Annotated in this window: 8 protein-coding genes; 1 reads left to right on the top strand and 7 read right to left on the bottom strand. The window is 73.2% G+C overall.

Annotated features, from left to right (window positions below; genetic code table 11):
* Positions 1-98: 98 nt before the first annotated feature.
* The 3 genes from R7226_RS29505 to R7226_RS29495 form a co-directional block, all read right to left on the bottom strand.
* Positions 99-3,116 carry a hypothetical protein gene (locus R7226_RS29505; protein WP_318601060.1) on the bottom strand — a complete coding sequence of 1,006 codons (3,018 nt, stop codon included), beginning with the start codon at positions 3,114-3,116 and terminating at the stop codon, positions 99-101.
* A gap of 3 nt (positions 3,117-3,119) precedes the next feature.
* Complete coding sequence (locus tag R7226_RS29500) at positions 3,120-5,345, bottom strand: TolB family protein (RefSeq protein ID WP_318601059.1); 2,226 nt, start codon at positions 5,343-5,345, stop codon at positions 3,120-3,122.
* Between the two features lie 296 nt (positions 5,346-5,641).
* Complete coding sequence (locus R7226_RS29495; protein WP_318601058.1) at positions 5,642-6,547, bottom strand: alpha/beta fold hydrolase; 906 nt, start codon at positions 6,545-6,547, stop codon at positions 5,642-5,644.
* A 123-nt stretch (positions 6,548-6,670) separates the two neighbouring features.
* On the opposite strand from R7226_RS29495, the gene R7226_RS29490 reads away from it, so the two are divergent.
* Positions 6,671-7,936 (top strand): cyclopropane-fatty-acyl-phospholipid synthase family protein, encoded by a 1,266-nt coding sequence (locus tag R7226_RS29490; protein ID WP_318601057.1) that lies wholly within the window; start codon positions 6,671-6,673, stop codon positions 7,934-7,936.
* On the opposite strand, the gene R7226_RS29485 is transcribed toward R7226_RS29490, so the two are convergent.
* The 4 genes from R7226_RS29485 to R7226_RS29470 all read right to left on the bottom strand — a co-directional run.
* Positions 7,933-8,904 carry a fructosamine kinase family protein gene (locus tag R7226_RS29485; protein ID WP_318601056.1) on the bottom strand — a complete coding sequence of 324 codons (972 nt, stop codon included), beginning with the start codon at positions 8,902-8,904 and terminating at the stop codon, positions 7,933-7,935. The genes R7226_RS29490 and R7226_RS29485 overlap by 4 nt on opposite strands.
* Positions 8,901-9,383 (bottom strand): low molecular weight protein-tyrosine-phosphatase, encoded by a 483-nt coding sequence (locus R7226_RS29480; protein WP_318601055.1) that lies wholly within the window; start codon positions 9,381-9,383, stop codon positions 8,901-8,903. The genes R7226_RS29485 and R7226_RS29480 overlap by 4 nt, the downstream gene beginning before the upstream one ends.
* Before the next feature lie 82 nt (positions 9,384-9,465).
* Positions 9,466-10,968 (bottom strand): sulfatase family protein, encoded by a 1,503-nt coding sequence (locus R7226_RS29475; RefSeq protein WP_318601054.1) that lies wholly within the window; start codon positions 10,966-10,968, stop codon positions 9,466-9,468.
* The coding region (locus R7226_RS29470; protein ID WP_318601053.1) for a sulfatase family protein at positions 10,965-12,402 on the bottom strand (1,438 nt) is incomplete at its 5' end. The genes R7226_RS29470 and R7226_RS29475, both read right to left, overlap by 4 nt.

Raw genomic sequence — 12,402 nt, 5'->3', positions numbered from 1 at the left:
CCGGCGAGCTGGCCGGCGCCTCGGTGCTCGCGGCCTGCGCCGCGCCGCGCTGAGCGGCGGCCGACCGGCTCGCGCCGGCCGGCCGCCGTGCGCGCTCCCTACTTCTTCGCGCGGCGCGACGCCTTCAGCGTCGCTCTCGCGGTGACGGTGCTCGCCGCGCCGCCGGCCTGCGGCGTGAACACGACCTTCGCCGTCGTGCTCAGGCGGCCTCTGCCTGCCAGCGCTCTGCGACCGGCAGCCGTCAGCGGCAGCTTCACCGTGAACGTGCCGCCGTGCGCGACCGTCCGTCTCGCGGCACGCAAGTGACGCCCGCTCAGCCGCAGCGTGCCGGGACCGGGAGCGGTCGCTCTCACGACCACCGTCCGCGGCCGGCCGTCCGCGGCAGCTGCGCCCGCCGCGGCGTGCGCGCCGAGCTTGCAGCCTTCCGCTCTCATCACGACGTCGCGGCTGAAGCGCTTGCCGTTCTGGCCCAGCGCCACGGTCGGCGTCGCCGGGTCGATCGAGCAGAATCTGCTCGTGCGCGAGAGCGCCGAGTTCGGCCCGCCGTCGAGGCGCAGGTCGAAGCTCGTCAGCGCGACGTCGGGGATCTGACCGAACGTGCTTCTGATCTGCTGCTTGCGGGTGATCACGACCGTCCCTCTGAGGTCGATCGCGACCGCGCCGCGCAGCTGCACGAGCAGGTCCGGCAGTCTGTTGCCGCCTCTGATCATGTAGACCGGTCCGCTCAGCGGAGTCGCCAGCACCGGCGTGATCGCGGTCGCGGTGCCGATCCGCGTCCGCGCCGGGCAGCTGCCCGCGGTCGCCTGCTCCAGCGTGCACGGCGATCTCAGCGTCTCCAGCCGCGCCGTCAGCGAGGTCGGCAACGTCACCGCGATCGAGCGCGCGTGCGCCTGCTCGGGCGTCTGCGTCACGCGCACGCGGAGCGCGGCGCTGCTGGCGGCGGCGGCCGTCGCCGTCACCTCGATCCCCGGCTTGAACGGCAGCGACGCGCAGTCGCCGACGCGGAACGGCGAGTTGAGCGCGATCGCGGCGCCGGCGACCGGCTGCACGATGCTCCCGATCGCGAGCGGGCTGCAATTGGTCGGGTTGACCATGAAGCCCGCGCGGCTGAACCGCAGCGAGATCGAGCGCAGGTCGAGCGGGATCCCCTTCAGGATCGTCGGCAGCGGATCGGCGTCGACCGTCAGCGAGGCGTCGTTGTTGACGTGGATCGCAGCGCGCACGACGACCGTGCCGAGGTCGAACGGGCCGGCGACCGCCGGCACCGCGATCGACAGCCCGTACGGGGCGCCGCGGTAGCCCTCGGTCAGCGAGATTCCGCCGGCCAGCTGGAACGGGCTCGTGCCCGCGCCCGACGCGACCGTCGCCGTGCCGACGCGGCTCGTGACCGGGCAGCTTCCGGCGGCGGCGTCGGCCGCTCCGCAGAGCGGCACCGAGCCGACGTTCGCCAGCAGGCCGGGCGGCAACGTCACGCGCGACAGCTGCGCCAGCCGCTCGTCGCCGTCGGCGCGCGCCAGGTTGAGCGTGAACGGGCTCGAAGCGCCCGCAGTCGGGTCGGCGACGCCGGCCGCGAAGGCCGGCGCGAACGGCCGGCTCGCCGGGCACGGACCGCCGAGCCCGTCGCCGTCGACGGTGAAACTGCTCGACGGCGTCGCGGGCGGCGTGCCCTCGACGTCGTCGTCGCCGATGCCGGCCGACCACGGCGTCAGCGTCGAGGTCGTCGTCGCCGGGCCGCAGGTCGACGGGTTGGCGAGCGGCGCGCGGGGACCGCCCTTGAAGCGCAGCGACAGCTTGCTGAACGGCAGCTGCGGGTTGTCGAGGAAGCGCGCCGTCAGCTGGCCGGTGACCGGATCGGGGTCGATCGTGCCGGGCAGCTTCAGCGTCACGCCGGAGCCGCTGGCGACGAGGTAGATCGCGACGAGCTGCTCGTCGGTCGGCTTGGCGAGGTAGATCGGGCCGCGCAGCGGCTCGTCCATCAGCGGGTTGACGATCTCGACCTCGCCGAGCTTCGACGCCTCGGGGCAGGTCGGCGCGCCGGGGCTGTCGAGCGCGATCTGCGCCGGCGTGCAGGCGGCGAGGCCGTCGGCGGCCGACGGCGAGATCGCCGTTCCCAGCGGCAGCGTCACGACCGCGTCGCGCAGCTGCGAGGTGACGACGTCGTCGTACGGGTCCGCGGTCCCGGAGCCTCTCGGGTCATCGCCCTGCGGCACCGCGATCGTGACGTCGTAGCCGCTCGGCGCGCCCGCTCTCGTCGTCTCCGGATCGACGTCGATCGCCGGGCGGAAGCTGACGCGGCCGCAGTTGTGCGGCGAGCTCTCCGTGTCGGCGGTCGCGACGTGCTCGACCGACGGGTCCTGCCACGAGCGCACGCGCAGCGTCGTGCGCAGCGGGCCGCTCTGGCAGTCGACCGGGTTCGCCAGGAACGGCTTCAACGGCGCCTTCGCGGCGCATCTGCCGCCGTTCATCAGGCATCTGCCGCGCTGCGCGTCGTGTCTGCTGTCGGCCGGCACGCCCCAGAAGGTCAGCTCCGAGTCGTAGATGCCGACCGAGCCGGAGATGCCGCGCAGCGACATCGTCAGGCCGTGGTCCTCGTCGCGCACTCTCGCGACGATCGTGACCGGCACGCCCAGGACGGTGAAGCCGAAGGCGGCCGGCGCCCCCGGCGGCGGCACGAGGTTGAAGACGCCCGAGTCGAGCGGGAGTCTGAAGCCGAGGTCGATCGTGTTGACCGCGATGCCGACCTGCGTCTCCGCGGGGCAGCCGGGCGACATCGTCGCCTCGTCCATGTTCGCGAAGTCGGCGCCGCTGCAGCGCGGCAGCGCCTGCGGATTGCCGATGAAGCCGGGCGGCAGCTCGACGTCGATCTCCTTGACGTTGCCGTCCGGTCTGTCGGCGGCCGTCGATCTGAACTCGAAGCGGGTCGTCGCCGAGTACGGGATGCCGCCGGCCTGCTGCTCGAGTCTGCCGTCGGCTCTGTCGACGGTCGCGACGAAGCTGTCGGGCACGAGGCCGAACTCCGCCTGCGCGCTCGCGGCCGCGGCGCACAGCAGCGCGACGGCGCAGGCGAGCGCGACGCCAAGGCGGCGCAGCGCGGTGGTGGTGAACGTGGTCGTCATGGCCTACCGGCTCCGGGTGCTGGAGTGGACGGGACGCTTGGCGGCTCTCGCCGCGCCGGGCAGTCTCAGCGTCTGCCGGCGGACGCCGACCCGCTCCTGGCTGACGGCGAAGCGGACGGTCAACGAGCGACCGCCGGCGAGCGCGCGGCGGGCGGCGCTCGACAGCCGCACGGGGATCCGCAGCATGCGGCCCTCGGTCGCCACGCGGGCGTTGCCGAGGACGGTCGTGAGCGAGCGCGTGCCGGGCAGGCGCGCCGTGCCGGCGATCGTGACGCGGCCGGCGCCGCCGACCGTCACCACGACGACCGCGCGACCGCCGCGCGCGAGCGCTCTCTGCTGCGCGGCGGTGAGCGGCGTGACCTTCAGCGAAGGCACCCGCTCCGGCGGCTCGACGACGTTGCCGTTGCCGACGTAGCGCGTGCTCGCCGGATCCTGCGGCCGCTGCTGCTGCGCAGGCGGTCCCTGACAGGCGTCGCCGCTGCACTGCCGCGGCGGCGTCGGCAGCGGGAAGCCGCCGCCGATGCGCGCGTCCCACAGCGCGACCTTGTCGCTCTGGCCGAGCGCCAGCAACGGCTCGGAGGTCGTGAAGAAGGCGTCGTCGCCGCTGGCGCTGGCGTCGCCGAAGTAGGCGTCGGCAGCCGCGGTGCCGGAGGAGAGCAGGTGGAGCGTCCCGTTCTCCCACATGTACGGGTTGAAGCGGCCGTTGACGGCGGCCGGCACCAGTCTGTCGGCGCTGTTGAAGAAGACGCGGCTGCCGTCGTCGGAGATGTTGCGCGGCAGCGAGCCGGTCGGGTTGCTCGTCTTGGCGCTCTGGAATGCCTGGATGTCGGAGCTGCCGAGCGGCCGCTCGCCGCTCGGGTTGCACGAGATGCAGGTGAGCGCGTCCGCCGGATCAGCGGTCGCGTCGAAGCGGAAGACCTGCTTCTGCACGACGTTCGTCGTCGCGTGTCTGTTGTCGTAGCCGGTCAGCTGCGCGACCGAGACGAACAGCAGCTGCCCGCCGTCAGGGGTCACGCGCGCGGTCGCGTGCGTGCCGGCGTCCTGTCTCCAGTTGACGGCGTCGGTGGCGGCGAGCGCGCCGATGAAGCGGGTCTCGCCGTCGCGGTGGACGTAGAGGTTGTACGCGCCGTCAGCGCCCTCGGCGCCGACTCTGTTCTCGGTCACGAAGTAGGCGGTGCTGCCGTCGGCGGAGGTGCCGAGGACGCCGCGCACGTTGGCGCCTCTGGCGACATGGGCGGAGACCGACACATCGGTCAGCTCGCCGCTGTCGAGGTCGTAGCGGTAGAGGTCGCTGCCCGCGTCAGCGGCGCCGGTGTTGGCGTCGTCGGTCAGCGCCTCTCTGCTCGTGAACCAGGCGACGCGGCCGTCCTCCGAGGCGCCCCAGAAGAGGCGCGCGGTCGCCGCGGTCGCGGCCGGGTCGACCGGCGTGCGCTGACTGGCGGAGACGGCGACCGTTCTGCTGCCGTCGATCCGCACGTACAGCTCGCGCTTTCCGCCCGCGTTCGACGTGAAGTAGACGTGCGAGCCGTCGGCCGAGACCTGCCGGTGGCGGACGGCGTTGTCGACGTGGTCCTTGCCGGCCGCCTGCGCGCCGACCGCGAAGGTCCCGTTCGGCAGCACGCCGACCGCCCGGACCGTGCCGTCGACCCACTCGTAGAGGTTGGCGCCGGCGCCCGGGACCAGCTCCGCGCTCTCGAAGACGGCGTGGCTGCCGTCGTCCGAGGTGCCGACCCAGTTGGGCTGGTTGACCGCTCTCGGGATCTGCGTGCCGAGCAGCGTGAAGCTGCCGTCGGGCTCCTGGCGGAAGATGTTGCGGCCGGCGTAGTCGGCCGGGATGCCGGGCGCGAGCGCCTGGTTGCTGATCACGAACGCGTATCTGATGTCGGGCGTGAGGCCGACCGGGCTGCCGGCGCCGTTGGCGACGACCGGCGGGCCTGTCATCGGCGGCTGCAGCGTGTTGGTCTCCCAGCCGTCGTCGAAGCGGCTCGCGCGGTACGCGGTGTAGCCCGTGACGCCGGTCGAGGGGGCACCGGCGAAGGCGGCGAAGGAGCTGTAGTAGACGCGCTCGCCGTCGTCGGCCGCGATCACCGTGCCGGCCTGGCCGTAGCCGCCGAACGGCAGGTTGTAGATGTCGGTCCCGTTCGTATCGAACGGAGAGACGAGCTCGTAGCCGCGGCCGTCCGGCGGCGCGGCGTCGGCGACGCCCGCCGTGGCAGGCAGAAGCAGCACCGCGGATGCGGTGAGCGCGAGCCCGCGGGCTCGACTGACGAACGGCATTGACCAGCCCCTATCTGCGGCCGCCAACCGTGGCGGCCGCTAGCGCTGTGGACACTCTCCTCTCGCTCCGCCTGGTGCGGAGCGCTACTGCGCCGCGCGCGATCGCGGCGCTACCAATAATACATACACAGTTGTTTTCTGGAACCGAGAACCGTGCGCGCAAACGTGCCCTAGAAGGCAGAACGGCGAGTTTCTGATTTGAGCGCAGCGCGCGCGTGTGGACGGCGCGCTTCGGCGAGGCGGCGCGCTCAGGCGGCGCGGCCGACGCGCAGCAGCTCGCGCCACTGCTCCGGCTCGACCGCGGCGGGCGCGGTCGTGGCGACGAACTCTTCGATCAGCTCGATGAAGCGGGTCGGCTCGTCGACGTGCGGGAAGTGGCCCGAGCGCTCGAAGACCTCCAGCCGGCTCGACGGCACCAGCGCATGGGCGTCACGGCCGTGCGCGGCGGGAATGATGCTGTCGTGCTCGCCCCACACGATCAGGAACGGAACGTGCTCGGCGAGGTACAGCCGATCGCGCGCGTCGACCCGCTGCCCGCCGGCGTCGACGATCGCGCGCAGCGTGTGGACGAAGGCGGCACGGGCGTCGCGATCGGCGAGCGACGCGTGACCGCGCGCGATCTCCGCCATGTCGGTGCCGGCGCGCAGGCCGAGGCGGCCGAGCAGCGAGCCGGCGAGCCGGCCGGCGTCGAGCAGGTACTGGTTGACCAGCAGCGGCAGCACCACGTCAGAGCCCGGCAGCGTCGCGGCCCGCAGCAGCACGCTGACCTCGCGGCCGAGACCGCCGCTGCCGACCAGCACGAGCCGCTCGCAGCGCTCGGGGAACTGGTACGCGAGCTGCATCGCGACGCCGCCGCCGAGCGAGTGACCGACGAAGGTCGCGTGCTCGTGGCCGAGTGCGACGAGCAGGTCGCGCACCCCGCTGGCGTAGGCGCCGAGCGAGTAGTCGCCGCGCGGCTTGGCCGACTGCCCGTGGCCGAGCAGATCGGGTGCGATCACGGTGAAGTTGCGCGTCAGCAGCGGGAAGACGCGCTCCCACGTGCGCGAGGTCGAGGTGATCCCGTGCACCAGCACCAGCACCGGCCCGCTGCCGCCCGCGCGAAAGGCGATGCGGTGGCCGTGGAGCGTCATCTCCTGCAGCGCGAAGCGGTCCATCTTCGGGACCGTACCCGCGCGGCTGGCGAGACGAGCCGGTCAAGGTCCGTTTGACCATCGCACCATCATGAGGTGGAACATAGTTGTTGCATCGAGAACCATCGAACCGATAGCGTGAGATCCATGCCCTTTGCCGTGACCACACCGCTCCGCCAGCAGGTGGAGCGCGCGTTTCCCGATCGTCCCTTCACCATCCGCTTCTGGGACGGCAGCGAGCTGCCGACGACCAACGGCGGAGGCCCCGTCTTCACGATCAGATCGCCGAAGGCGGTCGCGCACGCGCTGCGCGCCCCCGGCCAGCTCGGGATCGGCCGCGCCTATGTCGCGGGCGAGATCGCGATCGACGACATCGACGCCGCGATGGACCTGCTGCAGCAATGGAAGCCCGCGCCGGTCGACGGCCGCACGAAGGCGAAGCTGATGCTCGCCGCCACGCGCGCGGTCGGCGCGACGGTGCCGCCGAGACGGCCGGCCGCCGAGATCATCCTCAGCGGCAAGGCCCATTCGCGTGAGCGCGACGCGCAAGCCGTGCGCCACCACTACGACGTCTCCAACGACTTCTTCAGACTGTTCCTCGGCGACGACATGACGTACTCGTGCGCGATCTTCTCGCGCGGCGCCAGAACGCTGGAGGAGGCGCAGGCGACCAAGCTCGACCTCGTCGCCTCAAAGCTCGGGCTGAGAGCCGGCGAGCGGCTGCTCGACGTCGGCTGCGGCTGGGGCAGCATGGCGCTGCACGCGGCGCGCGAGTACGGCGCCGAGGTCGTCGGGATCACGCTCTCCCCGTCGCAGGCGCAGATCGCGCGCGACCGCGTCGCGGCCGCCGGTCTCTCCGACAAGATCGACATCCGTCTGCAGGACTACCGCGACCTCGCCGGCGAGACGTTCGACGCCGTCTCCTCGATCGGCATGGTCGAGCACGTCGGCGACGCCAACCTCGACGAGTACGCGCGTCTGCTCGCGGGCGCGCTGAAGCCCGGCGGCCGGCTGCTCAACCACGGCATCACGCGCCTGCGCCACAGCGACCCGAAGGCGGGCCCGTTCTCCGAGCGCTACGTCTTCCCCGACGGCGAGCCGCTGCCCCTGAGCCGCAACCTGCTCGCGCTCGAGCGGGCCGGCTTCGTGACCCAGCACGTCGAGGGCTTCGCGGACGACTACGCCGAGACGCTGAAGCACTGGTACGAGAACCTCGACGCGCGGTTGGAGGAGGCGACGCGGCTCGCCGGCGAGGAGCGGATCCGCGTCTGGCGGCTCTACCTGCGCGCCTCTCGCAACGGCTTCCGCTCCGGCTTCATCGGCATCTACCAGGTGCGCGCGCAGCTGCCGGGGCCGGGCGTGCTGCCGGGGCAGACGCCGGCGGGGGCGGACGGGAGAACGGCCGCCGCCTAGGTGTAGCGCTTGAGCAGCTCTGCCGCGCGGGCGCCCCAGCCGCCGCCGAACAGGGCGGCGTGGAGCAGCAGCGGCGCGAGCTGCCACAGCCCGACGCGCTCGGCGGCGCCGGGCGCCAGCGGCGCGACCTCCTCGTATGCGTCGAAGGCGCGCTGCGACGGGCCGCCGAAGAGCCGCAGCATCGCCAGGTCGACCTCGCGGTGGCCACCGTGCGCGGCGGGGTCGATCAGCCACGGCTCGCCGCCTGCGCCCGTCATCACGTTGCCGCCCCAGAGGTCGCCGTGGAGCCGAGCGGGCGGCTCCGGCGGGCCGGCGAGGCCGGGGCCGCCGCCTTCGCCGTCGCTGGAGCGCAGCCGCTCGACGACGCGGTCGAGCGCGGTGATCGCACCGGCCGGCAGCGCGCCGCGCTGCTGGGCGAGGTCGGCAAGCGGGATCAGCCGCCGCTCGGCGTAGAAGCTCGGCCAGTCGGGCGCGGGCTGGTTGGGCAACGTCAGCGGTCCGATGCGGAGCTGCGCCTGAGGACCGCCGAAGCTCTGCGCGCCCGCTGCGTGAAGCCGTGCCAGCCCGCGGCCGAGCAGCTCGTCGGTGTCGGGTGTCGGGCGGCCGGAGTCGATCCACTGGAGCGCGAGGAGGCGGATCGGAGCGGGCGCGGCGGCGTCGAGCGCGGGCACGGCGGCGTCGAGCGCGGGCGCCGCAGCGTCGAGCGCGGGCACGGCGGTGTCGAGCACCGCCAGCGGCTGCGGCAGCGGCAGCGCCCGCGCGGCCGCCAGCCAGCGCAGGCCGGTCGCCTCGCCGGCGAAGGCGCCGGGCGCCGCATCGGCGCTCGTCTTGACGAAGACGCGCTCGCCGCTGCCGAGCGTCGCGGCGAAGGCGTCGTTGAGGTCGCCGCCGGCGATCGGCGTCAGTGCCGCGACCGGCTCGCCGAGCGCGCCGGCAAGCGCCGTCGCCAGCGCCGCCCGATCGCTCACGCCCGCGACGTGCGCAGCTCGTCGAGCAGGCCGGCGCAGGCCGCCTCGACGAGGTCGAGCACGTGGTCGAAGCCGTCCGTGCCGCCGTAGTACGGGTCGGGCACGTCGAGGTCCGGCGCGCCCGCGCTGTGGGGGTCGAACTCGCGCAGCAGATGCGCCTTCCGCGCCGCGTCGGCGTCGGGCGCCAGCCGCCGCAGGTTGGCGAGGTTTTCGCGGTCCATCGCGATCAGCAGGTCGAAGCGGTCGAAGTCGGCGGCGGTGACCTGCTGCGCGACGCTGCGCATCGCGAAGCCGCGGGCGCCCGCGGCAGCCGTCGCGCGTGCGTCGGGGACGTTGCCGACGTGCCAGCCGCCGGTCCCCGCGCTCTCGATCTCGACCTCCTGCTCCAGCCCCGCCTCGCGCACGAGGTGCGCCATCACCGCCTCGGCCGTCGGCGAGCGGCAGATGTTGCCGAGGCAGACGAACAGGATGCGCGTCATCGGCGAAAGCCTCGCACGCGAGCGGGCGGCGCGGCGAGGACGACGGCGGCGGCCGGCGAAACGGCGGGGAGGGGCGCGCGCGTCACGGCAGCGGAGACTCCACCCCGAGCCGCGCCGCCTGGCGGCAGCCGACCCCGACGCAGGTGCGCATCGCCTGCACGGACGCGGCGAGCCGTTCGAGCCGCTCCGGCGACAGCTCGTCGACGATGTTGTCCAGCTCCTCCGGGTCCACGCGACGATCGTAGAACTCGCGCTCGCCGTCGGCATACTCGACGTAGAGCCTGTCGCGCGTGCGCAGCGCCTCGTACGTCGGCGGGTTGCCGCTGCCACGCGCCGGGAAGTCGGGATCGTCGGGCGCGGTGACCGCGCCGCGATGCTCGACCAGCGCGGCCGTGCGCCAGTCGGCCGGCGCCGGCCCGCCGCGCAGGAACGGGACGAGGCTGCGGCCGTCGACGGTCGCCGGCACCGCCGCGCCGCCCAGCTCGCTGAAGGTCGGGCAGAGGTCGACGTTCTCGGCGATCTCCTCGACCGTCGCGCCGGCCGGAACGCCCGGGCCGGCGACGATCAGCGGCACGCGGACATCCGGGTCGTACGCGGTCAGCTTCCCCGGCGTGAGGCGGTGCTGTCCCATGTGGAAGCCGTTGTCGGAGCTGAAGACGACGTAGGTGTTCCGTTCGACACCGAGCTGTCGCAGCTCGCGACGGATTCGTCCCAGCGCGCGGTCGACCGCCTGCACCGAGCGCACGCGCTTGCGGAAGTGGGCGTCGATCCGCTCCTGCTGCGCGAACGTGAGGCGGCGGTGGCCGCTCAGCCAGCCCGGCTTGTCGCTCAGGTCCTGCTCGTCGAAGGCGGCGGTGCGCGGCGCGGTGACGTCGGCGAAGCGGCCGCGGTCGCGCGGCGCGGGCGTCGCCGGCGTGTGCGGCGCGAAGCTCGCCAGCTCGAGCATGAACGGCTGCCCGTTGCCGACCGCGTCGCGCACGAAGCCGACGGCGTCGCGGCGCAGCACGGTCGTCAGGTAGTCGCGGGCGCGGTGGCCTCTGCGCACGACCCTCGCGTCGCGGACCATCCGGTAGCCGTAGCCGGGATAGCCGTTGCCGACGCCCTGCCAGTCGGTCCAGCCCGGCGGAACGTACGGCGCGCCGAGATCGTCGCGCACGCTCTTGGGGTTGTACTGGTTCATGTACTTGCCCATCAGCGAAGTGCGGTAGCCCTGCGCCGCCAGCGCGGTCGCGAACGTCTGCTGCTCCTGACCGCGGTCGCGGAAGGCGAGGAAGCCGCCGTCCGCGCCGGTGTTGCGGTAGATCCCGGTGTTGTGCGGATATTTGCCCGTCAGGATCGACGCGCGCGAGGGGCAGCAGAGCGAATCCGTGACGATGTAGTTGCTGAACGTGACGCCTTCGCGTCGCAGCTGCCGCACGTTCGGCATGTAGTCGACGAGGTCCCACGAGAGGTCGTCGGTCAACACGAAGACGATGTTGGGCTTCGCGGCGAGCGGGACCGCCTGCGCGCTCGCGGCGGCGGCGAGCAGCGCGCTCGACAGCACGACCGCGACCAGCGCGGCCAGGATGGCACGTCCGACCTTCACGATCGTCCAAAGTAGGGCAGGCGGCTCAACCGTGCGCTCTTCAGCACGCGCGTATGGATCTGGTCGAGCAGCGGCAGGTGCTGCGCGGCGACGTTGGTGCGCTCGCCCGGATCCTTGCGCAGGTCGAACAGCTCGCGCCCTCTGTTGTTGCCGTCGGCGACGAGCGCCCAGCGGCCGTCGCGGTAGTACCAGTGGTTGGCGTAGCCGCCGAACCAGAAGTCGCGCCGCTGCGCAGGTCTGCCGCCGGCGAGCAGCGGTGAGAGGTCCGATCCGTCCATCGTGCTGGGGCGTCTGACCCCGGTGATCGACAGCAGCGTCGGGCCGACGTCGTGGGGTGAGCTGAAGTAGTCCGCGCTCTGACCCGCGCGACGGCGATCTGGCGCGCGCACGAGCAGCGGCACATGCGTCAGCTCCGGGTGCAGCTCCAGCGCCGGCTTGCCGGTCCAGCCGCGTTCGCCGAGCACGATCCCGTGGTCGCTCAGCAGCACGATCGCGGTGTCGTCGACGAGCGCGGGGGCGTCGTGCAGCGCCGCGAGGAAGTGGCCGAGCCAGGCGTCGGTCTGCGTGACGGCGGCGGCGTAGAGGCCGGGCAGCCGTCTCTGCTCCTCGGGCGTCAGGTATCTCGCCGGCCGGTAGCGGACGTTGCCGGGCTCATTGCCGCGATAGGAGCCGTCGAGGTAGAGGTCGCGGTACTTCCTCACCGGCGCCCACGGCTCGTGCGGGTCGAAGCAGTCGACGACGAGCGCGAACGGCCGTCTGGCGCGCTTCGCGCTCGCGAGCACGTCGATCGCGTTGCTGAAGACGCGTGCGCAGCACTGCTCGCGCTCATCGCGTGCGCCGGCGAGGTTGGCGAGGTGCTGACGCATCCCGCTGACGTAGTGGTCGGTCGCCATGTCCCGCGGCAGCCAGTGTCTGGCGCTCGCGAGCGAGATCGAGGAGGCGGGCCGCCGCGCGCCGACCTGGCCGCCGATCCGCACGAAGCGGTCGACCGATCTGCGCAGCGGCGCCCAGGTCGGGTTGAAGCCGAGGAAGGGGTTGTCGGTCACGTAGCCCGTCCACCAACCGGCCGCTCTGAGCGTCTTCAGCCAGGTCGCCTCGCCGGCGCCGAGCCCGGTCCAGCCCGGCGTTCCAGGCAGGTTGCGCGTCGGCTTCCAGTTCGTCCACGGGTAGACGCGGCGCCCGGTCAACAGCGAGCGCCGCGCGGGGACGGTCGGCATCGCTTCTGGGAAGGCGCGCGTGAAGCGCAGGCTCTCGCGCGCGAGCGCGTCGATGTTCGGCGTTCTGATCCAGCTGTTGCCGTTCGCGCCGACGTGGTCGTAGCGCAACGAGTCGAGCACGATCACGACGACGTTCGGCCCGTCCGGAACGGGGTCGGCGCGCCGCACCGGGCGGGCCGCGGCGGCGCGCGCCGGCACGGCGGCGGCCTGCGCGGCC

The organism is Conexibacter stalactiti (assembly GCF_033542075.1).
In the GTDB taxonomy this organism is placed as follows: domain Bacteria; phylum Actinomycetota; class Thermoleophilia; order Solirubrobacterales; family Solirubrobacteraceae; genus Conexibacter; species Conexibacter stalactiti.
The sequence above is the reverse complement of the archived record's forward strand: the minus strand, read 5'-3'. Positions and strand labels throughout refer to the sequence as shown.